Below are 23,825 nucleotides of genomic sequence, written 5' to 3'. Positions count from 1 at the left end.
CATGTCCGACACTGATCTGACACCACAGGAATACGGTGCCGATTCCATCAAGGTTCTCAAAGGGTTGGAGGCCGTTCGCAAACGCCCCGGCATGTATATCGGGGACACCGATGACGGCTCGGGCCTGCACCACATGGTGTACGAGGTCGTGGACAACGGCATTGACGAGGCGCTGGCCGGTCACGCCGACGCGGTGACGGTCACGATCCACGCGGATTCCAGCGTATCGGTCAGCGACAACGGCCGCGGCATCCCCGTGGGCATCCATGAGGAAGAGGGCGTCTCGGCGGCCGAGGTCATCATGACCCAGCTGCACGCGGGCGGGAAGTTCGACAGCAACTCCTACAAGGTCTCGGGCGGTCTGCACGGGGTCGGCGTCTCGGTCGTGAACGCGCTGTCGGACTGGCTGGAACTGCGCATCTGGCGCGAGGGCAAGGAACATATCGCGCGTTTTGAGGGTGGCTTCACCACCAAACACCTCGAAGTCGTGGGCGAGACCGACCGCACCGGCACCGAAGTGCGCTTCATGGCCTCGACCGAGACATTCTCGAACATCGACTACAGCTTCGAGACGCTGGAAAAGCGCCTGCGCGAACTGGCCTTCCTGAACTCCGGCGTGCGCATCATCCTGAAAGACGAACGCCCCGTCGAGCCGCTGCAGACCGAGCTTTACTACGAAGGCGGCGTGAAGGAATTCGTCAAATACCTCGACCGGCACAAACACGCGGTCATGGACGATCCGATTTTCATCACCGGCGAGCGGGACGACATCGGCATCGAGGTCGCCATGTGGTGGAACGACAGCTACCACGAGACGGTGCTGCCCTTCACCAACAACATCCCGCAGCGCGACGGCGGCACCCATATGGCGGGCTTCCGCGGCGCGCTGACGCGCACGATTAACGCCTATGCCCAGACCAGCGGCATCGCCAAGAAGGAGAAGATCAGCTTTACCGGCGACGACGCCCGCGAGGGTCTGACCTGCGTGCTGTCGGTGAAAGTGCCCGATCCGAAGTTCTCATCACAGACCAAGGACAAGCTGGTCTCGTCGGAGGTGCGCCCGGCGGTCGAAGGGCTGATGAACGAGCGTCTCGCCGAATGGTTCGAGGAGAACCCCAACGAGGCCAAGCAGATCGTCGGCAAAATCGTGGAGGCCGCACAGGCCCGCGAGGCGGCCCGCAAGGCGCGCGAGTTGACCCGGCGCAAGACGGCGATGGACGTCAACTTCCTCGCCGGCAAGCTCAAGGATTGCTCGGAGAAAGACCCGGCCAAGACCGAAGTCTTCCTCGTCGAGGGGGACAGCGCGGGCGGCTCGGCCCAGACCGGGCGCGACCGGCAGACGCAGGCGATCCTGCCGCTCAAGGGCAAGATCCTCAACGTGGAGCGCGCGCGTTTCGACCGGATGCTGGGCAGCCAAGAGATCGGCAACCTCGTCATGGCGCTCGGCACCGGGATCGGGCGCGACGAGTTCAACATCGACAAGCTGCGCTACCACAAGATCGTCATCATGACCGACGCCGACGTCGACGGCGCGCATATCCGCACACTCTTGCTGACCTTCTTCTACCGCCAGATGCCCGAACTTATCGAGAATGGCCACCTCTACATCGCGCAGCCGCCGCTCTACAAAGTCTCGCGCGGAAAGTCCGAGGTCTACCTCAAGGATGAGGCCGCGATGGAGGACTACCTGATCCAGCAGGGTGTCGACGGCGCCATGCTGCGCCAAGGCAACGGCGAAGAAATCACCGGCCAAGACCTCACCCGCGTGGTTGACATGGCGCGCCAGCTAAAACGCGTGCTGGAGGCTTTCCCGACCCACTACCCGCGCCACATCCTCGAACAGGCCGCCATCGCCGGCGCCTTTGTCGAGGGCGCGGTGGACAGCGACCTGCAGGGCGTGGCCGACAAGGTCGCCGACCGTCTGAACCTGATCGCGCTGGAATACGAGCGCGGCTGGCAGGGGCGCATCACCCAAGACCACGGCATCCGCCTCGCCCGCATCCTGCGCGGCGTGGAGGAGGTCCGCACCCTCGACGGCCGCATGCTGCGCTCAGGCGAGGCGAAGAAATCCGGCAGCTTCACGCAGCATCTGCAAGAGGTCTACGACCAACCCGCCAAGCTGATCCGCAAGGACCGCAGCCAGATGATCTATGGCCCCATGGACCTGCTCAACGCGATCCTTGCCGAGGGCGAGAAAGGCCTGTCGCTGCAACGCTACAAAGGTCTGGGCGAGATGAACCCCGACCAGCTGTGGGAAACCACCCTCGATCCGGACGCGCGCACGCTGCTGCAGGTCCGCGTGGAGGATATGGCCGAGGCGGACGATCTCTTCACCAAGCTGATGGGCGACGTGGTCGAGCCGCGCCGCGAGTTCATCCAGCAGAACGCGCTGAGCGTGGAGAATTTGGATTTTTGAGGGGGTTGTAGGCGAGCGCAAAGCGCCAGCGCCGCTGCCAAGTCTTAAAACGATAATCCGCCGCGCCGCTTAAACAGCGGCGCGGCGGATTTTTTTATATCAGGCGAGTTACCCGATGATACCGTTCAGCGTCTCGGAGGGGCGCATCACGCGGGCGGTTTTCTCCGCGTCGGTGTGGTAGTAGCCGCCCAGATCGACAGCCGTGCCTTGGACCGCTGCAAGCTCGGACAGAATGTCGGCTTCTTTGGCAGCCAGTTCCTTGGCGATGGGCGCGAACTCTGCGGCGAGCTCCGCGTCATCGCTCTGCGCGGCGACGGCTTCGGCCCAGTAGCGCGCGAACCAATAGTGGCTGTCGCGGTTGTCGGGCTCACCCACCTTGCGCGAAGGGGAACGACCGTGGTCGAGGATGCCCTGCGTCGCGGTTTCCACGGCATCGCCCAACACGCGCGCCTTGTCGTTGCCGCGGGCATCGGCGAGGAACTTCAGGCTTTCGCCAAGGGCGCAGAATTCGCCGAGGCTGTCCCACCGCAGGTGGTTTTGCTCCATCAACTGCTGAACGTGTTTGGGGGCAGAGCCGCCCGCGCCGGTCTCGAACAAGCCGCCGCCGTTCATCAGCTTCACGATGGACAGCATCTTGGCCGAGGTCGCCAGTTCCAAGATCGGGAAGAGGTCGGTCAGGTAGTCGCGCAGCACGTTGCCGGTGATCGCGATGGTGTTCTCGCCCTTGGTGATGGTCTCCAGCGAGGCGCGGGTGGCTTCGCGGGGGGCCATGATCTCGAACTTGTCGGCAACGCCCTGTGCCTCAAGGATGGGCTTGACGTAGGAGATCAGCTCGGCGTCATGAGCGCGGTTTGCGTCCAGCCAGAAGATCGCGCGGCAGCCTTCGGCCTTCTGGCGCGAGATCGCAAGGTTCACCCAATCCTCGATCGGCGCCTTGCGCGCGGAGGAAGAGCGCCAGATGTCACCGGCGTCGACCTTATGCTGGTGAAGCACGGTGCCGTCATCGAGGATCATCTTGACGGTGCCCGCTTCGGCCAGCTCAAACGTGGTCGGGTGGGAGCCGTATTCCTCGGCCTTCTGCGCCATCAGGCCGATGTTCTGCACGGTGCCAGCGGTCGCCGGGTCGAGCTTGCCGTTCTCTTTGAAGAAGTTGATCGCCTCGTCATAGATCGGCGCATAGGAGCTGTCGGGGATCACGCAGTTGGCGTCATGCTCCTCGCCGTCGGGGCCCCAGCCCTTGCCGCCAGCGCGGATGAGCGCGGGCATGGAGGCGTCGATGATCACGTCGGAAGAGACATGCAGGTTGGTGATGCCCTTGTCGGAATCGACCATATACATCGGCGGACGCTCTTCCATACAGGCGTCAATGTCGGCCATGATCTCGCTCTCGCCCTTCACGCGCTCCAGCAGGTCGCCAAGGCCGGAGTTGGGGTTCACGCCCAGTTCCTTCAGCTTTGCGCCATGCTTTTCAAATACCGGCGCAAGGTAGGCTTTGACCGCGTGACCAAAGAGGATCGGGTCGGAGACCTTCATCATCGTGGCCTTGAGGTGCAGCGAGAAGAGAATGCCGTCTTCTTTGGTCTTCTCGATCTGGGTGTTGAGGAAGTCCTTCAGCGCGGCCGCGCTCATGAAGGTCGCGTCGACCACGGTGCCGGCGGGATACTCAAGCCCCTCTTTCAGCACCTTTTCCCCGTCCGCGGTTTCCAGCACGATCTTGGCGCCAGTCGCGGCGTCGAGCGTGGCCGAAACTTCGTTGGAGAAGAAATCATTGCCCGACATGGAGGAGACATGCGTCTTGCTGTCGGCGGCCCAGTCCCCCATGCGGTGCGGGTTGGATTGGGCAAAACTCTTCACGGCCTTGGCCGCGCGGCGGTCGGAGTTGCCTTCGCGCAGAACCGGGTTCACGGCGGAGCCTTTGATGCCGTCATATTTGGCGCGCACGGCTTTTTCTTCGTCTGTGCTCGGCTCTTCGGGGTAGTCGGGCAGCGCGTAGCCTTGGGTCTGAAGCTCTTTGATCGCGGCGACAAGCTGCGGCACGGAGGCAGAGATGTTCGGCAGTTTGATAACATTGGCCTCGGGCGTCTTCACCAGACGGCCCAATTCCGCCAGATCGTCCGACTGACGCTGTTCTTCGCTCAGATGCTCAGGGAAGGTCGCAAGGATACGGCCCGCGAGGCTGATGTCTTTCGTGCCGACGCTCACACCGGCGGCTTCGGCGAACTTTTTGATGATTGGCAACAGCGAGGCAGAGGCCAGCTCCGGCGCTTCGTCAACTTTGGTATAGATGATATCGGACATGATTGCTCCAAATTGCTGCATTTGCTGCCCTGATAGCGGAAGAGGCGGCGAAGGTCGACGGTATACCGCAGTATGCGGTGGGGTCGTTTGGGAAAATGCGCTGAAGGAGCGGATTTCAGCCTTTTGCAGCGCCGCCGCTTAGCGGGTCACGCTGCGCAGTTGCAAAATCTGCATCCCAATCGCCATGGCCGGACCGATCCCCACCGCGAAAAGCAGCGTGCCGAGGCCCAAGGTCCCGCCCAAGGCCCAGCCGACCACGACGACCGATAACTCGATGCTCATACGCACCAGCGCGATGGGTTTGCCAGTGACCCGTTGCAGCCCCGTCATCAACCCGTCCCGCGGCCCGGGGCCGAGGTTTGCCACAAGATAGATCGCACCGCCAAAGCCGGTCACAAAGACGCCGGTCAGCGCCAGAAAGGCATTCGCCAGATAGCTGTCGAAGTGGGGCAAGATCGGCAGCGCATATTCCAGCACCAGCGCCACGATCACCGCGTTCAGAATGGTGCCGATACCGGGCGACTGCATCAGCGGGATCCAGAGCAAAAGAACCACGGCGCTGATCAGGAAGGTCGCAAAGCCGAGGCTCCACCCCGTGATGCGGGTCACCCCTTCGGCGAAGACGGTCCAAGGGCTGACGCCGACGCCCGCGGTGACCAAAAGCGCCTCGCCCAAGCCAAACATCACCAATCCCAGCACCAGAAACACCATCGAGGCCAATGGCGGCCTGAGCGTGAAGGCTTTGGGCGAACTCCACCGCAGCCGGGGAACAGAGGTGACAGAAAGGAAACTCACGGCGCGACCTTTGGCGGGATGCTCAAGATGCCCTGTTGTTCCAGTTTACGTCAGAACCGGCAAGGTCAATCTAGCCTGCGCCCCTCACCGCCAGCGGGAAAAGCCGAAGGTCATATAATCCTTCTGATAGGCCTCTGCCGTCAGCGCCTCAATCTCATCGTCATAGATATCGCCGAGCGTGAAGGGCCCGGGCTCCACCATCTGGGGCACGGCGGGGACGGTGGCATGGCCTTGGCCCGCAGCCAAAGCGGGGAGTTCGCTGGCCAACTCCTCTTCGCGGAGGATGCGGTCGGGCAGGCAGAACGCCCCGAACCCCGCAATGGCTTGGGCCTGAGAACACCATGCAGCATCCACCCGGATCGAGGTTTGCCCGGCCAGATTGCCTTTGAGAAACTTCAGGAAGGCGACAAAAGCGGCGCGATGCGCCTCGCGGTCATATTCGTCGTCGGGGCCATCCTTTGGCAGCGGCACCTTGTAGCGCCGCATCAGCGTGTTGCGCAGCTGGCGGTAACTGCCCTCCCCCGTGGTCAGGATATGGCGGCAAAAGGCATCATGCGCGCGCAGGGCGGGATGGCGCAGCACGGTAAAGCCGCGATGCCCGCGCATTTTGCGTTTCCACTGCCGCAGCTCTTTTTGCGACATCTTATCGCGCAGCGCCTCACGCGGGACGCCATCGAGGGCGGCGAGCCAGTCCAGCACCTGATCCTGCGGGCCGGATTTAATCGGCAGATAGATCAAGCCGCTGGTCGCCGCCGCCACATAAGAGGGCACGTTCGGCCCGCGCCGTGGCTCGAAATTGGGGGTGCGGGTCAGATCGAAACGATCGAGCCGCGCCAGCGCCTCCAGCATCTCGTCATAGTTGCTGACCTTGGCCGAGATCGGGCTGGGGTTCTGTTTCTTGAGGTTCTTGTCCAGCCCCTCCAACTGCTCATCCACGCCAAGATAGCGTGCAAGCCCGTTCATCACCTCAACGCTTTGCAGGTCTTCGTAAGCTACATAAAATGCCGTCTGGCCGGAAGTTTGCAAACGGTTCAGCAGCGTGATCTGGAACTGCTGGAGGGCATCCAAATGGGCGCTGAACTCATCGGCATCGAAGACGGCCTGCGCCACCTTCTGCGCCTTCATATCGGTCAGTTTCCACTGCCCGGTGGCCTGCGCGATCTTCCAACTGACATAGCTGTCGACCGGGTTGCGCGTGAGCACGATCTTGGCGCAGCGCTGATCCTCGATGATCTCATCGAAAACACGCGGATCGTGGTCGTGGAAATAGCGGAAGCCGCCCAAAGCATCCTGCTGTCCCCGGATCGCCGCCAGCAGCTTTTTGGGGTTTTCGTCCCGCGTGGCCTGATCAACGCCAAGGATCGGCTCGCTTTTGGGATACCCCATGAAGAAAGGATTAAACGCCTCCCCATGACAGGCGATCCCGGCAAAGGCGTTCAGGTTCGCCTCTAGGAAGTTGGACCCGGTCCGCATCTCGGCAAAGACCACGAAACTGTCGAATTTGTCGCGCATGGGTTATTTCACCAGATAGGGTTTTGGGGAGGTTTTGGCATCGGCGCTGCCCCCTTGGGCGACCGAAAAATCGCCGACCAGATAGGGGTGCATGCCTTGGTTCTTGAGATTCTGGAGGAACTGGCCAAAGCCGTTCAGGTCAACCATGCGCGGCGCCTCTGACAGGCGGCGCAGACGGGGGCGGCCAATTTCGTCAAGGATATCTTGCAAAGGCTCCATCGGCGCTTCGATGAAATCGGCCATGGTCCAGACCCGCACACGCGCCTTGGTATAGGGCGAATTCAACACATCCAAATGCGTGCTTTCCGTCTTTTGCAGCTTGGCGGCCAGACGGCGGATATCGGCGAAATCGAGGTTCGAGCGGAACAGAGGCACCGCCCAAGCGCCGGTGATGACCGAAATATGCGCATTCGGATCCTTGGCCACACGCCAGTTGATCTCTTGATTGTCCATCGGGCCGAACTGAAAACACTGACGCTCGCCCCGGGTGTTCCAAATCAGATTGGTCAAGAAAGCACTGGCATTGTGATCGCGCAGCACCGGGTTGTCCGACAAGGCACCGTTCAGCGTGGTTTCCCCACCCGCGAAATGCACACGGTCGGGGGCAAAGAGATGCCCATGCACGCGCGCCCCGCTGGCCCGGCTGAGCCAATGTTCGAAATCCTCGAAAATCTCGGTAAAGCCCTGAAACATCGAATAGGGCGCGGCGGTGACGCCATTCTCCCAATCCTCGTTTGGAAAACGGCTTTGCATATAAAGCCCCGCGCGGCCCCGGGTGCGCCGCTCCACCGCCTTGGCAAAAATGCGGTCGATCTTGCCGGGGTTCGGCTCGGTCTTTTTCATCGCACCGGCAGGGTCGGTCAGGAAGGCATCATAGAGCCTGTCCGCATGGGGCCAAATCTTGCGTGCCACGAAACAATCCGAGCGGCGCAAAAGCTGGAGGTGATCGTCGTAAAAGATATGCGGTTTGCCCTGAAAATCGAACTTAGACAGGGTCAGCGACCGGCTTTCGATCTTGCTGGAATAGAGCCGTGCAAGGGTCTGGAAATAGCTTTCGTCCGGGATCCAAACATGGCGAAAGAACTTGTCGTAGGTGGGCCGGTCGGGGTCTTGCAAGATCGCCGACAGGGTGCGCCGGGTCAGGCACCACCATTGCGAGCCCATATGCGGCACGATCCCGCGCGGCATCCGGCGTTTCAACCGCAGCAGGCGCTGCACCTCGACCGCGCGGTCGAACAGATAGCGATTGCGCCGCCATGAGAAGGGGAAGCGCAGGGTAAACCGCTCTGCATCCAGCCCGCCCACGGTCCAAGGCACATCTGCCGTGGTGGCGCTTTCGATGAAATCGGTCTGGGGACGGTCCTCAAGATAGTCGATCAACTCCTGCACCGGGCGCAGCGGCAAGCAAGAGCCGGAGGCCAGATAGACATGGCGCACCTTGGGAAAGCGCGAGAGCATCATCTCCGCCGCCCCCTGAGAGGCGGCAACGATCCCCCAAGTGCCCCATTCGCAACGTTTGCGCGGGCTAAAGCAGACATCCTTGAGATCCGACAGCGCCGCCACGAAGGCATCATGCGCCCGCCGGGGCACCGCCTTGTCGATATGGATCACCACCGGACAGCCCGCTGCCGCCCAATGCCGCGCAACCTGCTCGGCCCGGTCAAAAGCGTTGTGCACCAACATGACGATCCCGACGCTCATGCCCAGTTCCCCTTGGACATGAGGCCGAGAATCTCAAGCTGTCGCCAATTGATATAGCGTTCCGACCATTTGCACCAAAGCTGCGGGTCGTCCTTCAGCTGTGCGGCATAGGCTTTGTATTCCACCGAAGCCGCGTAATGCTCGCTACGCTGTAACTCTTCCGCCGCCTTGGCCCCGAAGGTGTCGAGGAATTTGGCGTGCAACAGCACGCCCGAGGCTTTCTCTCCGCCCCATTCGTCATAGACCTGATTAAGCCCGCGCGGCAGCAGCATATGGGTCGAGCTGACATAGGCATAGCGCCGATCCCATTTGACCAGCGGCACCTTGTTCAGCGCGGGCGCCTTGGCAGGCGCGTCGGGAAAAAACACCCGCGCCCGTGGACCGCCCTGTATCCAGAGATTCCCAAACCGCCGATTGCGCGAAATGGTGTAGTTGCCACTGTCGAACCATGCGGCAATATCGATTGGATTTTGACCCGCGTGGTAAGGTTCTTCGTCAAGCCGCCCCTTGGGATACATATCCAGCAGCATCGCCGAAAAGCTCTTGATCGACGACGCATCGAGCCAATCGGTCAGCGCCCGCAGGGGACGCGTGTCGCAAAAGGGGTAGACCAGAAACTCATCGGGATCGACCGTCAACGCCCAATGGCCATGGGCGTATTTCATTTGCAGCCAGTTTAACCAGTCTACGCCGAAGCGCGCGCGCTTGTAGCTGGCCTTGGCGCTCCAGACCGAGACATCGGGTTGCTTGGCCAGATAGTCGAGCGCACCATCGTCGCTGTCATTATCGACAAAGAAGAAATGCCCGACGCCCATCTCGCGGTAGTATTTCAGGAAATAGGGCAGCCGGATCGCTTCGTTGCGCTGCGTGCAGAACAGCAGAATATCGTCGGCTTTGATCTGCGCCGTCCGGTTCGCCACAGAGGTCAACTCGCGCCGCTTGCGGAAGGCGCGGATGCGCCAGCGCTTGCGTTGCAGCCGCAACCGATATGACTGAATTAAGCCCAAACCGCCCCTTACCTATCGCGTCTGACCGCCCTTCTACCGCGCTATCACGTCGACTTTAACACGGTCTTGAAGTGTTCGGCCCATGTTGGCGCGATAAAAGTCGTCGCAGGGCGCGGGTCTGGCACAGATGCGGCCCATTCTTCGATTGTTCTGATCCATGAATAGGGTTCGCTCAGGGGCGCGTAAACGGCTTTGTCACCCAAGACCTCATGCAAGACCGGTAAATCGTTGCATAAAACACGCGTTCCAAGGCTCAGCGCCTCTGCCGGGGGCAGGCCAAACCCCTCTGCATGGCTGGGGAAAAGCATCCCCGCCGCCCCCTGCACCAAGGCCGCCAATCCTTTGTCGCTAAGGTTCGCCAGCTCTTGCACAGGGCCGTTTTCTGGCAGCCGGTCGAGCCGGTCGAAAACCGCGCTGTTGTTCCACCCCCGCGCCCCGCAGATCAGCAAGAGCGGCGCATCAGGCCCCATCTTTTGCCACAGGTCCAGCAAAAACCCGTGGTTCTTGCGCGGCTCGATCGTGCCGACAATGACGAAATAGGGACGCTCTGGCGGAAGCCCGGCAGGCAGCTCACCAGCATCGGGCGCGGGCAGATCGACGCCGAGATGCGCGACGACGGCAAGCGGAATCCGCCCGCGCATCTGCGCCTCGCTGCGCTGGCGCGTGTCTTGCGAGTTGTAAATCACCAGATCGGCCTGCGCGCTCACCCGGTCGATCTTGGCCCGAAACGGCGCGACAGTGCCGGGGCGTTGGTAGGCGGGATATTCCAATGGGATCACGTCATGGATCAGAACGGCACTTCGCCCCCGCGCCTGTTTCACGGCTCCCAAAACCCGATCCGTCAGATTGCTGTGCCCGACATTCAGATAGGCAAAACCCGGCGGCAGATGCCGCGCAAGCATCGCGGGCAACCGGGCCGGAACGCAGCGCGCGACCGCCAAACGCCGCAAGTCGCTTTCCGCCCGGCTGAGCGCCACAGTACGCCCCCGCAGCAGACACGAAAGCAGATCCGCCCGCCCCCAAGGAACGCGCCCCGCAAGCCGATCCTGAAAGCCCCGCATCCCATCGCGGTCCAGCAGGGCATAGCCCAAAGCGGTGCGCGCCACTCCAAAAAGCGGCGCGTCCTCTGTCAAAAGATGTGAGAGATAGGCCAGTTCGACCCGATCCACCCCCGTCGCGCCCCGCCCAACCCGACGCAAACTGCGCGTCAGGTCCAACAGCCGCGCGGGGGGAGACTGAGGCTTTTGCAAAGGCCCGCTTCCCGCCCCTACTGCGCCGCGCGGTCGACTTGCGAGATGCTTTGCAGATAGGCCGAAAGATCGTCGCGCAATTCTTCACGGGCAAGGCCGAAGGCCACGGTCGCTTGCAGAAAGCCCGCTTTAGAGCCGCAATCGAAACGCTGCCCGCGGAAACGGAAGCCATAGACATCGCGGTCTTGCTCGATCTCTTGCGCGATCGCATCGGTCAATTGAATTTCACCGCCCGAGCCGGATTTCAGCTTATTCAGGTTCTTCAAAACGGTCGGCGCCAGAATATAGCGCCCGATCACCGCGAGGTTCGATGGTGCTTCGTCGACGGCAGGCTTTTCAACCATGCCATTGACCTTCACACGATCACCGCGTTCTTCGCTGGTATCGAGAATGCCGTAAGAGGACGTGCGGGAAGGTTCCACCTCCATCGCGGCGACCATGCTGCCGCCGGTTTCCTCATAGGCCTCGACCATCTGTTGAAGACAAGGTTTTTCCGCCGCGATCACGTCATCCGGCAGCATCACTGCAAAGGGCTCATTGCCGATCAAACGGCGCGCGCACCAGACCGCATGGCCCAAGCCCAGCGCCTTGTGCTGGCGAATATAGGCGATTGCGCCACTGTCCATATTGGTGCTTTGCAGCGTCTCCAGAAGCTCGGTCTTGCCCTTTTTGCGCAACTCCTGCTCAAGCTGCGGGGCGTGATCGAAGTAATCTTCCAGCGCGCCTTTGCCGCGCGAGGTCACGAAGATGAACTCTTTGATCCCGGCGGCGCGCGCCTCATCGATTGCATATTGAACCAAAGGCCGGTCGACGAGGGTCATAATCTCTTTCGGCACCGATTTGGTGGCGGGCAGAAAGCGTGTCCCCATGCCTGCAACGGGGAAAATCGCTTTTGTAACCTTCTTGCGCATTTTAATCCTTACAACTTATTCGAAATATACAGAACGCCACGGTCAATCTACCTGCGTCTTTCTACCGGCGATGATCATCGCCGAAACCGCGCTGTCTGGCAACTCGCTTAACTTCCCTTTGCAGCCTGTCGAAGCGCCGAGTTAAGCGGAAAACCGCGTCATCCCGTGTGGACTTTCCGTATATTCCACCTGTTTGCAGCCAGATAGCGTGGGCCGGATCAAAGGCAACGCGGTGATAAAGCGCCGTCGGCGAAAGGTTGATCAGGGTCACGATCTCACCCGATAATGCCCGTTTTGCAGCCTTTGCCCGGTCTCGCGCCAGATTAATAGGCCGGGTGCACATGGCCACGCTGCGCCGGGCGCGGGCGGGAAAGGGGCGGAAAGCGCTGCTGGCTGTCTGCGGCAGGGTAACGCGGACGATAGGGCGCTTCCCCCCTTCGGCGTGCCCCTCGTCCAACCTGCGCAGCAGCCTTGGCACATCACGCGGCTCCAACCCGCCGCTTACCAGATGGCGCAGCAGACGACGGCGCTCTTGGGCGCGCAGATGCGCCCAATGAGCGGCACGGTCCTGCGCGGGCAGATGTTTGCGATGAAACACGGCCCAGCTCGCCCCGATATCGAAAAGATCGCGCGGCACGCGGTTGGCGCTTCGCATGGCGTTGGCGGCGAAACCGTGGTGGACCTCGGCCAGTGGCACGATTGCCGTGGCATGGCCCGCCCGCGCCAGCCGCATATTCAGATCGGTCTCATCAAGATAGTAGTGAAAGGCCGGGTCAAAGCCGCCCATTTCCACCAGGACATCGCGCCGAAAGGCCATATTAGTGCCTTCGGTCTTGATTGCCCCCCCGGGCGGAGGGTGCAGGATGCTGAGGGTTTCAGGGTCGACATCGAGCGTTTCCGGCTCTCCGAAACCACTCAACCGACGCGCGCGATATTGGAAAGAGATGCCGTTTCGCCCTCGCACGAAACCGGTCATCGCCGCGACCTCGGGCAGTTGCGCAGGCTCCAGCAGGTGGCGTAGCCATTGCGGCTCGGGCACCGCATCATCGTCGATAAAGGCCACGACCTCCCCCGCAACCTCGGCAATCCCAAGGTTGCGCGCGGCAGAGATATTCGGCCTGTCGAAAGGGACCAGTTTCAACGCCCCGGCGAAATGCATGGCGCGGGCCACGGCAATCCCGGCGGGATCGGCCACGATGATGACCTCGAAAGGGGTATATTGAAGCTGTTCCACCCCCGTCAGGCAGCGCCGCAATGCTTCGGGCCGATTCCGGCTGACGATCACGATGCTGACAGGCACGCCGCTTTCAAGCGTGGCACTGACGGGGGTGGCGGTCATTCCAGACCCATTTTCGCCATCATGGCTTCGAGCTTTGGCACGTCTTCGGGGTTGTTCAATTCCCAAAACTCGCGCCCCTTGGCCTCGACCTCCGCACAGAGCACGGCGCGGCCATTTTCAAGAAAACGCAACTGCTCCAACCCTTCCAACTGCTCCAAGGGGCCGACAGGCCAGCTTGGGTATTGGGCCAGTGCATCGGGGCGGTAGGCATAGACGCCGACGTGGTGGAAGACCGGGGTCATATCCGTCTCTGCGTAGGGCTTTCCGGTATAGGGAACGACCTCTTTCGAGAAGTAGAGCGCCTGATTGTCGGCGCCGAAAACCGCTGTGGTGCCGCCCACGCGGCCCGCCTTACGGTCGGCCAGAAGACTGTTCAACGTGGCCCCGTCACAGCGCAGAACCGGGGTGGCGATCTCGGCCTCGGGGTTGTCTGTCAACCCCTGCACCAGCCCTTCGACGAACCAATGCGGCGTCAGCGGGGCGTCACCTTGTAGATTGACCACGATGTCATAGCCCCCGCCCAATGCGGCATGGGCCTCGGCACAGCGCTCGGTGCCGTTGGCGCAGCTTTCCGAGGTCATCACGACCTCGGCACCGAAGCCTTCGGCGGCCTCCCGAATGCGGTCGTCGTCGGTGGCCACCACCACGCGGTCGACGCCCGACACCGCGCTGGCGGCCCGCCAACTTCGTTCGATCAGGGTCTGTTTCTGGCCCGACGCCCCGGTGAGGGCCACCAGCGGCTTGCCGGGATAGCGGGTTGAGGCATAGCGGGCGGGAATGACGATCAGGGCTGACATCAGCCCGCCTTCAACTCAACGCCCGGGGCATGGGCGATGAAGAAAGGGTTGGCGAAATCTTCTTTGCCGTAGGTCAGGGGCGTGAGATCGTCAAAGCGCACCACCGCGCCGCCTGCCCCGTTCAGCACCGCATGGCCCGCGGCAGTGTCCCACTCCATCGTGCGGCCCAAACGCGGGTAGAGATCGGCCTCTCCCGTCGCGACGAGACAGAATTTCAGCGACGACCCCGCCGAGGTCATGTCGCGCACAGCGTATTTACCGATGTAATCATCGGTCGCCTGATCACGGTGAGATTTGGAGGCGACGACCATCAAGGCCGCATTGTCGGGGTTAGAGACCGAAATCGCCTTGGTCTCCCCCACCTGCCCCTTGTCGAATGCGCCGGACTCTTCGACCGACTGGCCGTCGGCTTGGGTAAAGAACATCCGGGCTTTGGCGGGGGCATAGACCACGCCGCGCGTCGGCACGCCGCCTTCGACCAGCGCGATGTTCACCGTGAAATCCCCGCGGCGGTGGACGAACTCTTTGGTGCCATCCAGCGGATCGACGATGAGAAAGGTATCGCCCTTGGCGGAATGGGTCGCGGCCTGCTCTTCGGTCACCAACATCACATCGGGGAAAGCGGCGCGGAGCCCTTCGGAAATGATCGCATCGGCGGCTTCGTCGGCGGCGGTGACGGGGCTGTCGTCGGATTTCGATTTCACCTCGAAATCGTCCTGACCGTAGATCTCCATGATCTTGTCCCCGGCTTCCAATGCCAGCCGCCGCATTTCCGCGACCAGTTTCTCGTAATCCATTTTGCCTCCGGCCCTGCGGGCTGTCGTTGCTTCAATTCACTGTTTCCCTTATGCTGCGGAGCTAACGGAACAGCAAGAATTCCGTGCCACGCTAGGGCTTCGTCAAGGACGCGCGCATGTTCCAGTCTTCCAGAAAGCCGAAATCCGGCATCGGTTCTGCCCTCGCCATCGCGGAACTGGTCTACCATTCCGTGGTGCGCAACGTGCGCAAACAGCACAACAATGCCTTTATCGCCATCGCGATGAACATGCTGCAAACGGTGATGTTCGTACTGGCCTTCTATGTGATGTTTTCAATCCTCGGGATGCGCGGCTCCGCCGTGCGGGGTGACTTCCTCATCTATCTGATGTCGGGGATTTTCCTCTACCTCACCCATGTGAAAGCTTTGGGCGCGGTCGCGGGGTCTGAGGGACCGGCAAGCCCGATGATGCAGCACGCCCCGATGAACACGATCATCGCCATCGCATCAGCGGCGGTGGGCTCGCTCTATATCCAAGTGCTGTCGCTCTCCGTGATCCTGTTCATCTATCATGTGGCAATCACCCCGATCACCATAGATCAGCCTTTTGCCGCTTTCGGGATGATGCTGACCGCGTGGTTTACCGGCTGCGCGCTCGGGTTGGTGATGCTGGCGATCAAACCGTGGTTTCCGTCCTTCGTGACGATTTTCTCAACCGTCTATCAGCGCGCCAATATGATCGCCTCGGGGAAGATGTTCCTCGCCAACTCCCTGCCCGGCTATATGCTGGCGATGTTTGACTGGAACCCGTTGTTTCACAGCATCGACCAAGCGCGCGGCTTTGCCTTCATCAATTACAACCCGCGCTACACCAGTTGGGAATATCCGCTTTGGGTGGGTCTGGTGCTTTTGATGATCGGGCTGATGGGCGAATTCTATACCCGCCGCCATGCGTCGATCAGTTGGAACGCCCGGCGATGAGACTTCTGGCGCTCTTCCTCTGCCTTTGGGCATTGCCTGTCTGGGCGACGCAGGATGCATGGCCCGCCCTGCATGACGTCAGCGGTGTCGCGGCGGATGACGTATTGAACATTCGCGAAGCCCCGAGTGCCAGCGCCCCGATCATCGGTAGTTTCGCGCCTGACACCCAGAACATCGAAGTGATCCGCCCCGATGACCATCACGGCTGGGGCTTGGTCAACACGGGCGAAGGGAGCGGCTGGGTCTCTCTGCGTTTCCTCATCCGGCAAGCGGGCCAGTGGGCCGGAGCGATGCCACCCGTGGCCCATTGCGACGGGACAGAGCCGTTTTGGTCTTTTGAGGTGACTGGCGAGGCGTTGAGCTACGATGCCATGGCGGGCGGCGCACGCGATTACCGCATCACGCAGTCTGGCCCGGCGCAGGGGCGGCGCGACAGTTTTCACATGATCGCCGAGGGGCCGCAGGGCGCGGCCATCGCTACGCTCACGGCGCGGGCCTGTAGCGATGGCATGTCGGACCGCGCCTATGGGCTGGCTGTCAACTTCCTTTTGCAGGGAAATGATGGCTGGCAACATCAGACAGGGTGTTGTTCGCTTAGCCACTGAAGCGACGGACTTTTTAAAAAAGTCCGTCACCGTTCTCTTTCAAAGAAAACGCTACTCCACCACGCGCAGCGTCAAGTTGATCCGCCCGCCTTTGGGCAGCAATGTCGAGGTGCCGGGTTTGATCCGGTCCACGCCGTGATAGGTCAGCCGCGCATCTCCGCCCATCACCACCACATCGCCCGACTGCAGCCAGATCGATTCCGTCTTGCCGCCTCGGGTTAGGTTGCCGATCCGAAACAACCCATCATCCCCCAGAGAGACCGAGACCACAGGCCACTGAAAATCCGCCTCGTCCCGGTCCTGATGCAGCCCCATACGCGCATCGGCATCGTAGTAGTTGATCAGGCAGCATTCCGGGCGGCGCTCCAACCCGGTCAACTGATCCCAAATCGCCATAATCGGCACCGGGATCTCGGGCCAAGGCTCACCGTCGGGGTGTTCGGTGACGTAACGATACCCACGCCGATCCGAAAACCAGCCATAGCGCCCTGCCGCGCTCATCCGGACCGACATGCGCCCGCCGCGCGGCACTTCGGGGCGAAAGAACGGCGCCTGACGCACCACGCCGCGCACCGCCTCCAGCACCTCTTGCTGGGCCGCTCTTCCTAGAAATTCCTTGTGAATATCAAAGCCCCGGAGGCGCAAAGCAGTCATTTTTCGTTCTTCCTCACTCGTTTAACAAAAACATCACGGAATCGCGACCATCCAGACCAGCCAATGGTTGCAGGGTGCAAATACCCTCCCTATATACGCTCCGAACCGTCGAAGGCACGTGGTCTTCGATGTCAACAGATCGGGGCAGGATGCCAAAACGGGTCCGCGCCTCGTGTCATCGCCTTAGATTCAAAGAGGGATCGAAACATGTCCAAAGTAATCGGTATTGACCTTGGCACCACCAACAGCTGTATCGCCATCATGGATGGCAGCCAGCCGCGTGTGATCGAAAACGCCGAAGGCGCGCGCACCACGCCGTCGATCGTCGCCTTCACCGACGATGAACGCCTTGTCGGCCAGCCGGCGAAACGCCAGGCGGTCACCAACCCCGAAAACACAGTCTTTGGCGTCAAGCGCCTGATCGGCCGCCGCAACGACGATGCGGATCTGGCCAAAGACAAGAAAAACATGCCGTTCAACGTCATCGACGGCGGCAACGGCGACGCATGGGTCGAAGCCAAGGGTGAGAAATACTCCCCAAGCCAAATCTCGGCCTTCATCCTCGGCAAGATGAAAGAAACCGCAGAAAGCTATCTGGGTGAGGAAGTCTCTCAGGCGGTTATCACCGTGCCTGCCTACTTTAACGACGCCCAACGTCAGGCCACCAAAGACGCCGGCAAGATCGCCGGTCTCGAAGTGCTGCGCATCATCAACGAGCCGACAGCCGCCGCGCTGGCCTACGGCCTCGACAAAGAGAACACGCAAACCATCGCGGTCTATGACCTTGGCGGCGGTACATTCGACGTGACCATTCTTGAGATCGACGACGGCCTGTTCGAAGTGAAATCCACCAACGGCGACACCTTCCTTGGCGGTGAAGACTTTGACATGCGCATCGTGAACTACCTTGCGGAAGAGTTCAAAAAGGCCAACGGCGTTGACCTGACGCAAGACAAGATGGCGTTGCAGCGTCTGAAGGAAGCTGCTGAGAAGGCGAAAATCGAACTGTCCTCTTCCAGCCAGACCGAGATCAACCAGCCCTTCATTTCGATGGGCAAGGATGGCTCGCCGCTGCACATGGTCATGAAGCTGACCCGCGCCAAGCTGGAAAGCCTTGTTGGTGACCTGATCAAAGCTTCGATGAAGCCCTGCGCCGCCGCGCTGAAGGATGCCGGCCTGTCCGCGTCCGACATCGACGAAGTCGTGCTCGTGGGTGGTATGACCCGTATGCCGAAGGTGGCCGAAGAGGTCTCCAAATTCTTCGGCAAGGAGCCGCACAAGGGTGTGAATCCGGACGAAGTCGTGGCCCTTGGTGCCGCCATTCAGGCCGGTGTTCTGCAAGGCGACGTGAAGGACGTGGTCCTGCTCGACGTGACTCCGCTGTCCCTCGGTATCGAGACGCTCGGTGGTGTCTTCACCCGTCTGATCGACCGCAACACCACGATCCCGACGAAGAAGTCTCAGGTCTTCTCGACCGCCGAAGACAACCAGAACGCCGTGACCATCCGGGTCTTCCAAGGTGAGCGTGAGATGGCTGCCGACAACAAGATGCTCGGTGCCTTCAACCTTGAGAACATCCCGCCTGCGCCCCGCGGCATGCCGCAGATCGAAGTGACCTTCGACATTGACGCCAACGGCATCGTGTCGGTCGGCGCGCTCGACAAAGGCACCGGTAAGGAGCAGAAGATCACGATCCAAGCTTCGGGCGGTCTGTCGGATGCGGACATCGAACAGATGGTCAAGGACGCGGAAGAGAATGCCGAGGCGGACAAGTCCCGTCGCGAGCTGATCGAAGCGAAGAACCAGGCGGAATCGCTGATCCACTCGACCGAGAAGTCGCTGGAAGAGCATTCCGATAAAGTCGACCCGACCACCGTCGAAGCGATCGAACTGGCCATTGCCGCGCTGAAAGACGAGCTGGAAACAGACAACGCCGACAAGATCAAGAACGGCATCCAGAACGTCACCGAATCCGCCATGAAACTGGGCGAAGCCATCTATAAGGCCGCTCAGGAAGAGGGCGGCAGCGAGGACACGGCGCAGCCTTCGGATGCTCAGCAAGCCCAAGGTGGCGATGACGACATCCTGGATGCCGAGTTCGAAGATCTGGACGACGACAAGCGCGCGTAAGCGTGTGAAACGGAACCTGTGAAAGGGCCGGTCCGTCAGACGGGCCGGCCTATCACGTTCCAGCGCAGGAGCATGATAACCCATGGCAAAACGTGACTACTACGAGGTGCTTGGCGTTGCCAAAGGGGCCTCTGCCGACGAGATCAAGAAAGCCTATCGCCGCAAGGTGAAGGACCTCCACCCCGACCGCAACAAAGACAACCCCCAAGCCGAAGCCCAGTTCAAGGAAGTGGGCGAGGCTTATGACGTGCTCAAAGACGGTGACAAGAAAGCCGCCTATGATCGCTATGGCCACGCCGCCTTTGAAGGTGGCATGGGCGGCGGGCGTCCCGGCGGCGGCATGGGCGGCGGTCAGGGCGATTTCTCTTCGGCCTTTTCCGACGTCTTCGACGACCTCTTCGGCGACTTCATGGGCCAACGTGGCGGTGGCGGCGGACGCCGTGCCGCACGCGGGGCCGATTTGCGCTACAACCTGCGCATCTCGCTCGAAGATGCCTTTTCGGGCATGCAAAAGTCGATCACCGTCCCGGCCTCCGTCCAATGTGACGCCTGTGACGGCAGCGGTGCCGAAGGCGGCGCGGAACCTTCGACCTGCCCCACCTGTTCGGGCATGGGCAAGGTGCGCGCGCAGCAAGGTTTCTTTACCGTCGAGCGGACCTGCCCGACCTGTTCCGGAATGGGGCAGATCGTTAAGAACCCTTGCAAGAAATGCCGCGGCGCGGGCCGGGTTGAGAAAGAGCGCACGCTCTCGGTCAACATCCCCGCGGGCGTCGAAACCGGCACCCGCATCCGTCTCGCTGGCGAAGGCGAAGCGGGCATGCGCGGCGGGCCGTCGGGTGATCTCTACATCTTTATCGAGGTGGCCGATCACGAATTGTTCGAACGCGACGGACCGAACCTCTTCTGCCGTGTTCCGGTGTCGATGAGCACTGCCGCTCTGGGTGGCAATATCGAAGTGCCCACCATCGACGGGGGCCGTGGCCGCGTGCAGATCCCCGCGGGCAGCCAATCGGGCCGCCAGATGCGTCTGCGCGGCAAAGGCATGCCGCCGTTGCGTGGCGGTGGCGTGGGTGACATGATCATCGAACTGGCGGTCGAGACCCCGGTGAACCTGACCAACCGGCAGAAAGAACTGCTGCGGGAGTTCGAGGGCGAGGCCCAGAACAACAACCCCGAGAGCAGCAACTTCTTCTCTTCCGTCAAATCCTTCTGGGATTCGATGAAGGGTTAACCATTGGGGGGAGCCGTGGATGCGGCTCCCCTTTTTAGGCAGCGTGGTGAACGAAGTTTTAACCGTCCGTTAACCGAATAATAACCACTTTGGCGCGACACTCCGGGCATGAGCCGTGCCCCGAGAACCTTGGCTGATCAGCCCCTCCCCTATCTGCTGGACGAAGCGCACAGCCCGCCGTCCAATACGGGCAAGCAACCCTCCTATATCGCGGATCACCGCCAGCGCCTGCGCAGCCGTTTCATTGACGGGGGCGCGGCGGCCATGCCGGATTACGAGATGTTGGAGCTTGTCCTCTTCCGCGCCATCCCGCGCCGGGACGTAAAACCGCTGGCGCGCGAACTGCTCGACCGGTTCGGCGATTTCAACCGCGTCATCACCGCCCCCGCCGCCCGGCTGCGCGATGTCAAAGGCGTCGGAGAGGCGGTGATTGTGGAGCTTAAGATCATTGAGGCCGCAGCGCAGCGGCTGGCCCGGGCGAAGGTGCTGCAACGGCATGTCGTTTCCTCATGGGATGCGCTGCTGGACTATTGCCACACCACCATGGCCCATCTGGAGATGGAGCAGTTTCGCGTCCTCTACCTCGACCGGAAAAACATCCTCATCGCCGATGAGGAACAGGCGAAGGGCACGGTGGACCATGTGCCGGTCTACCCGCGCGAGGTTGCCAAACGTGCGCTAGAGTTGAACGCCAGCGCGATCATCCTCGTGCACAATCACCCCTCGGGCGATCCCAGCCCGTCACGCGCAGACATTGACATGACCCGGCAGGTCGCCGCCGCCTGTGACGCCTTGGGGCTAACCCTGCATGATCACCTGATCATCGGAAAATCGCGCGAGCTCAGCTTTCGCAGTGAGGGGCATTTATAGCGGGGTGTGCCTAGCGGACCCAAACCTCGACTCGCCGGTTGGCCTGGCGGCCCCATTCGCTGTCGTCACAGGCAATCGGCATCGCCTCGCCAAAGGCATCGACCCGCAAATCGATGCGCGACAGATTGGCCGTGACCGCAGCCGCGCTGACCGCGCGCTGCACCGCTTCGGCCCGGCGCAGGGCGATTTCGCGGTTGGCCCGCGCGGCCCCCTCGCCATCGCTGAAGCCCACGAACATCAGCCGCCGCGCATCATACTGCCCCTGCTCCAAGGCGCGCGCCAATTGCTGCACGTTGGATCGCGACTGCGCATCAAGCCGGATCGACCCGGCCTCGAAGCGGAAAGAGGTGGTGAGCCGCGCCATCGGCACGAGTGTCGCTGTCATGCGCTGCAACTCTTCCAGCGGCGTTTCCGCGCCCGCCGTGATGATCGCGTTGGCAAAGCGGTTGCCCTGTTCCTCAACCGGGATTTCCTCGGGCGTTTGATCCACAAAACCGGCCCGGCGGATCACGATCTGGGCCGAAGGGCCACGGGTGAAGGCCAGAAACTCCCGCGTAATCAGCGGCAAGCGCCGGGCGGGGAAATAGAGGAACATCGGCGCGGTCAGCGGGTAGTCTTCGGTTTTGATCATGCGCCGTGCGGCATCCAGCGCAAAACCGCAGTTGCCGCCAAGGGTCAGCACCTCGGTCTCACCCTGTTCGGCATAGCTGGTGATGCCAAGGGCAAAAACATCCCGCGCGACCGCTTCGGCCAGCGCATCGGGCATGGCGTGGCGGGTGACATCGGCGCTCAGTTCCAGCCCGGCGGGGGTGAGCACCTGATCCACGATGGCTTGGCTCAACCCGCTGTCGGCGGTGGGCAAATGCAACTCAATCGGTGCGTCCGGCCCGCCGAGGCGCTGCCAATTCTTGATCTCGCCCGAGAACACCCGCGCCAAGGTCAGCGGCGAGATTTGTCTCACCGGGTTGGACGGGGCGACCACGGGCACCACCGCATCAAGCGCCAGAACCCGGCTGCGATTGGCACCGGTCAGATCACCCAAGCCCGCCTCACGGGCATTGATCCGCTCTTCGCGGCGCACCTCGCGCAGGGCCATGACGACATCAGCCTCATCCGCCAGCAGATCGGCAAAGCCTTCGTTGGTATTGCTTGCCCGGAAATCGAACCGCGCGGCAAGCTTGCCGTCATCCTCACGCGAGAGCAGCAGCGCGAAGTGCCCGCTGTCCCCCTCTTCACGGCTAACGGTATAGCCTTGGCGCGCGGCGAATGCTTCGATCAGCGCGGGCATCAGCACCGCCCCCATGGTGGCGGAGCCCGAGAAGCGCACCTCGGCCACGAAATCCGCAAGGTTGGGGCAGCCCGGACCGGCGCAAGAGACGCCGCTGCTGTCGACGGTCAACTCGCCATAGTCCGTCTCGACGCGGTAGAATTCGCCGTCGAACCCCAGCAGGGTGCCGCTGAGTTCGACACTGCCATCGCGCGAGGTCAGTGCGATGTCCTGCGCTGCGGATGCGCCCGTCGTAAAAAGCAAAAGTGCGGCGCTGATCGCCGCACGTTTCAACCCGTTCATCTAGACCTACCCGGTTGCGTCAGTTCTGCGCGACTTTCAGGTCTTGGAGCAAATTATTCAACACCAGAAAGTTGCCGACCGCGTCACAGTCCGGCACGGCGAGGGTCAGGTTCTGGGTTTTCACCGGATCATCGCCGCGCAGTTCCAGCGCCTGTGCTTCGATCTCAAGTCCGCAGTTCGCCTCGCTCACCTCGGCCTCCACGCTGAGCGCGACATCGCCCTCCTGCCCCGCTTTGGCGACCGGGAAACTATAGACTTCGGCCATCAGCGGCTCAGAAGCCTCAATGTCGCCATTGCGGGTCATGTAGCCCCCTTCGCCCAGCACCGCGGCGGTCATATCGCGCGGCGCACCGGACCAGACGTGGCCCGCCTCACCGTAATCCGCGCCGAACTCGCGGGCGTGAAGCTCAAACCCTGCCGTGCCTTTCCATTGCAGCACGACGCGGTTGAAATCAGAGAGTTCAGGGACCGAAGTCTGCGCCACCGCGCCATCACCGTTGCCGAAGGCGAGGATGAAAACAGCCTCTTCCGCCAAGGCCGGGACGGTGACGGACAACTGCCCTTGGTCATCGGTCACTTCGGTAAAGATCATCCCATTATGGTGCACGGTCAGCCGCTCATTTGGCAGGCAGGCGGCATCGAGGGTGAGTTTCACCATCGCGGCGGCGACGGCATCCGCTTCGGCAATGATATCGCAGGTCGCGGGGATCGCGGCGCCGTGGCTTTCCGGGGCGGGCGGCAGGCTTTGGGGCGCTGCGGCCTTGATCACGCGGTCATCCAGTGTTGGCAGCGCGATGGGACTGTCGAGCGCGGCAGAGGTCAGGGTGATGCCTTCAACCTCAAGTAACGCGCCATTGTCGGCCACCGGGCGCTGCGCCTCAGCCGCGCCATAGCGCTGCTGCGCGGTGTCGGAGCTTTGCATGACATAGCCAATGCCCACCGCACAGGCCAGAGTGCCGACAGCTGTCAGAATTTCTTTCGTGCGCCACATGACAAGTCTC

19 protein-coding genes are annotated in these 23,825 nt (G+C 61.8%); 6 read left to right on the top strand and 13 right to left on the bottom strand.

Features of this window, described 5'->3' with window-relative positions; translation table 11 throughout:
- The first annotated feature begins 1 nt into the window (after position 1).
- Positions 2-2,416 (top strand): DNA topoisomerase (ATP-hydrolyzing) subunit B, encoded by a 2,415-nt coding sequence (gene gyrB / locus ACGYLO_RS02170; RefSeq protein ID WP_271688580.1) that lies wholly within the window; start codon positions 2-4, stop codon positions 2,414-2,416.
- 108 nt (positions 2,417-2,524) lie between these two features.
- Here gyrB and ACGYLO_RS02165 read toward each other — a convergent pair whose 3' ends face one another.
- From ACGYLO_RS02165 to cysQ, 10 genes are all read right to left on the bottom strand, one after another.
- Positions 2,525-4,714 (bottom strand): NADP-dependent isocitrate dehydrogenase, encoded by a 2,190-nt coding sequence (locus ACGYLO_RS02165; protein WP_271688581.1) that lies wholly within the window; start codon positions 4,712-4,714, stop codon positions 2,525-2,527.
- A gap of 138 nt (positions 4,715-4,852) precedes the next feature.
- Complete coding sequence (locus ACGYLO_RS02160; protein ID WP_271688582.1) at positions 4,853-5,509, bottom strand: YitT family protein; 657 nt, start codon at positions 5,507-5,509, stop codon at positions 4,853-4,855.
- Between the two features lie 84 nt (positions 5,510-5,593).
- The gene (locus tag ACGYLO_RS02155) at positions 5,594-7,021 is read right to left on the bottom strand and encodes a nodulation protein NodH (RefSeq protein ID WP_271688583.1); all 1,428 of its coding nucleotides are present in this window, start codon (positions 7,019-7,021) and stop codon (positions 5,594-5,596) included.
- 3 nt (positions 7,022-7,024) lie between these two features.
- Positions 7,025-8,722, bottom strand: coding sequence for a beta-1,6-N-acetylglucosaminyltransferase (locus ACGYLO_RS02150; protein ID WP_271688584.1), 1,698 nt, complete (start codon positions 8,720-8,722; stop codon positions 7,025-7,027).
- Entirely contained in the window at positions 8,719-9,729 is a 1,011-nt protein-coding gene (locus tag ACGYLO_RS02145; RefSeq protein ID WP_276154349.1) for a glycosyltransferase family 2 protein, read from the bottom strand. The genes ACGYLO_RS02150 and ACGYLO_RS02145 overlap by 4 nt, the downstream gene beginning before the upstream one ends.
- Before the next feature lie 44 nt (positions 9,730-9,773).
- Entirely contained in the window at positions 9,774-10,979 is a 1,206-nt protein-coding gene (locus tag ACGYLO_RS02140; protein WP_271688586.1) for a glycosyltransferase family 1 protein, read from the bottom strand.
- Between the two features lie 17 nt (positions 10,980-10,996).
- Positions 10,997-11,890, bottom strand: a complete 894-nt coding sequence (gene galU, locus ACGYLO_RS02135; protein ID WP_209216861.1) for a UTP--glucose-1-phosphate uridylyltransferase GalU — start codon at positions 11,888-11,890, stop codon at positions 10,997-10,999.
- A gap of 61 nt (positions 11,891-11,951) precedes the next feature.
- Positions 11,952-13,229 carry a glycosyltransferase family 2 protein gene (locus ACGYLO_RS02130; protein ID WP_271688587.1) on the bottom strand — a complete coding sequence of 426 codons (1,278 nt, stop codon included), beginning with the start codon at positions 13,227-13,229 and terminating at the stop codon, positions 11,952-11,954.
- Complete coding sequence (locus ACGYLO_RS02125) at positions 13,226-14,026, bottom strand: 3-deoxy-manno-octulosonate cytidylyltransferase (protein ID WP_271688588.1); 801 nt, start codon at positions 14,024-14,026, stop codon at positions 13,226-13,228. Before ACGYLO_RS02125 ends, ACGYLO_RS02130 begins: the two co-directional genes overlap by 4 nt.
- Positions 14,026-14,823 carry a 3'(2'),5'-bisphosphate nucleotidase CysQ gene (gene cysQ / locus ACGYLO_RS02120; RefSeq protein ID WP_271688589.1) on the bottom strand — a complete coding sequence of 266 codons (798 nt, stop codon included), beginning with the start codon at positions 14,821-14,823 and terminating at the stop codon, positions 14,026-14,028. The genes ACGYLO_RS02125 and cysQ overlap by 1 nt, the downstream gene beginning before the upstream one ends.
- A gap of 116 nt (positions 14,824-14,939) precedes the next feature.
- On the opposite strand from cysQ, the gene ACGYLO_RS02115 reads away from it, so the two are divergent.
- Positions 14,940-15,764, top strand: a complete 825-nt coding sequence (locus ACGYLO_RS02115; RefSeq protein WP_271688590.1) for an ABC transporter permease — start codon at positions 14,940-14,942, stop codon at positions 15,762-15,764.
- Positions 15,761-16,369, top strand: coding sequence for a COG3650 family protein (locus ACGYLO_RS02110; protein ID WP_271688591.1), 609 nt, complete (start codon positions 15,761-15,763; stop codon positions 16,367-16,369). The genes ACGYLO_RS02115 and ACGYLO_RS02110 overlap by 4 nt, the downstream gene beginning before the upstream one ends.
- 51 nt (positions 16,370-16,420) lie before the next feature.
- Here ACGYLO_RS02110 and ACGYLO_RS02105 read toward each other — a convergent pair whose 3' ends face one another.
- On the bottom strand, positions 16,421-17,023 hold the full coding sequence (locus ACGYLO_RS02105) for an alpha-ketoglutarate-dependent dioxygenase AlkB (protein WP_271688592.1): 603 nt from the start codon (positions 17,021-17,023) through the stop codon (positions 16,421-16,423).
- A gap of 207 nt (positions 17,024-17,230) precedes the next feature.
- Between ACGYLO_RS02105 and dnaK the strand changes: the two genes are divergently transcribed.
- From dnaK to radC, 3 genes are all read left to right on the top strand, one after another.
- Positions 17,231-19,153, top strand: a complete 1,923-nt coding sequence (gene dnaK, locus ACGYLO_RS02100; protein ID WP_271688593.1) for a molecular chaperone DnaK — start codon at positions 17,231-17,233, stop codon at positions 19,151-19,153.
- A gap of 82 nt (positions 19,154-19,235) precedes the next feature.
- Positions 19,236-20,384, top strand: a complete 1,149-nt coding sequence (dnaJ, locus tag ACGYLO_RS02095) for a molecular chaperone DnaJ (RefSeq protein WP_067264268.1) — start codon at positions 19,236-19,238, stop codon at positions 20,382-20,384.
- Positions 20,385-20,492: 108 nt separating this feature from the next.
- Positions 20,493-21,254 (top strand): DNA repair protein RadC, encoded by a 762-nt coding sequence (radC, locus tag ACGYLO_RS02090; RefSeq protein WP_271688594.1) that lies wholly within the window; start codon positions 20,493-20,495, stop codon positions 21,252-21,254.
- Positions 21,255-21,264: 10 nt separating this feature from the next.
- Here the strand turns inward: radC and ACGYLO_RS02085 are convergent, their stop codons facing one another.
- Both ACGYLO_RS02085 and ACGYLO_RS02080 read right to left on the bottom strand, forming a co-directional pair.
- Positions 21,265-22,824 (bottom strand): phosphate ABC transporter substrate-binding/OmpA family protein, encoded by a 1,560-nt coding sequence (locus ACGYLO_RS02085; RefSeq protein WP_271688595.1) that lies wholly within the window; start codon positions 22,822-22,824, stop codon positions 21,265-21,267.
- A 19-nt stretch (positions 22,825-22,843) separates the two neighbouring features.
- Entirely contained in the window at positions 22,844-23,815 is a 972-nt protein-coding gene (locus tag ACGYLO_RS02080; protein WP_271688596.1) for a hypothetical protein, read from the bottom strand.
- Positions 23,816-23,825 lie beyond the last annotated feature (10 nt).

The sequence above is a fragment of the Sulfitobacter sp. 1A13353 genome, from assembly GCF_043557255.1.
In the GTDB taxonomy this organism is placed as follows: Bacteria; Pseudomonadota; Alphaproteobacteria; order Rhodobacterales; family Rhodobacteraceae; genus Sulfitobacter; species Sulfitobacter faviae.
The sequence above is the reverse complement of the archived record's forward strand: the minus strand, read 5'-3'. Positions and strand labels throughout refer to the sequence as shown.

Excerpts from the sequence above, each read along its gene's own strand:
- ACGYLO_RS02115 (WP_271688590.1), top strand. The coding sequence starts at position 14,940 with ATGTTCCAGTCTTCCAGAAAGCCGAAATCCGGCATCGGTTCTGCCCTC.
- radC (WP_271688594.1), top strand. The coding sequence starts at position 20,493 with ATGAGCCGTGCCCCGAGAACCTTGGCTGATCAGCCCCTCCCCTATCTG.
- ACGYLO_RS02085 (WP_271688595.1), bottom strand. The coding sequence starts at position 22,824 with ATGAACGGGTTGAAACGTGCGGCGATCAGCGCCGCACTTTTGCTTTTT.
- ACGYLO_RS02155 (WP_271688583.1), bottom strand. The coding sequence starts at position 7,021 with ATGCGCGACAAATTCGACAGTTTCGTGGTCTTTGCCGAGATGCGGACC.
- galU (WP_209216861.1), bottom strand. The coding sequence starts at position 11,890 with ATGCGCAAGAAGGTTACAAAAGCGATTTTCCCCGTTGCAGGCATGGGG.
- ACGYLO_RS02125 (WP_271688588.1), bottom strand. The coding sequence starts at position 14,026 with ATGTCAGCCCTGATCGTCATTCCCGCCCGCTATGCCTCAACCCGCTAT.
- ACGYLO_RS02130 (WP_271688587.1), bottom strand. The coding sequence starts at position 13,229 with ATGACCGCCACCCCCGTCAGTGCCACGCTTGAAAGCGGCGTGCCTGTC.
- gyrB (WP_271688580.1), top strand. The coding sequence starts at position 2 with ATGTCCGACACTGATCTGACACCACAGGAATACGGTGCCGATTCCATC.
- dnaJ (WP_067264268.1), top strand. The coding sequence starts at position 19,236 with ATGGCAAAACGTGACTACTACGAGGTGCTTGGCGTTGCCAAAGGGGCC.
- ACGYLO_RS02080 (WP_271688596.1), bottom strand. The coding sequence starts at position 23,815 with ATGTGGCGCACGAAAGAAATTCTGACAGCTGTCGGCACTCTGGCCTGT.
- ACGYLO_RS02150 (WP_271688584.1), bottom strand. The coding sequence starts at position 8,722 with ATGAGCGTCGGGATCGTCATGTTGGTGCACAACGCTTTTGACCGGGCC.
- ACGYLO_RS02105 (WP_271688592.1), bottom strand. The coding sequence starts at position 17,023 with ATGACTGCTTTGCGCCTCCGGGGCTTTGATATTCACAAGGAATTTCTA.
- cysQ (WP_271688589.1), bottom strand. The coding sequence starts at position 14,823 with ATGGATTACGAGAAACTGGTCGCGGAAATGCGGCGGCTGGCATTGGAA.
- dnaK (WP_271688593.1), top strand. The coding sequence starts at position 17,231 with ATGTCCAAAGTAATCGGTATTGACCTTGGCACCACCAACAGCTGTATC.
- ACGYLO_RS02110 (WP_271688591.1), top strand. The coding sequence starts at position 15,761 with ATGAGACTTCTGGCGCTCTTCCTCTGCCTTTGGGCATTGCCTGTCTGG.
- ACGYLO_RS02165 (WP_271688581.1), bottom strand. The coding sequence starts at position 4,714 with ATGTCCGATATCATCTATACCAAAGTTGACGAAGCGCCGGAGCTGGCC.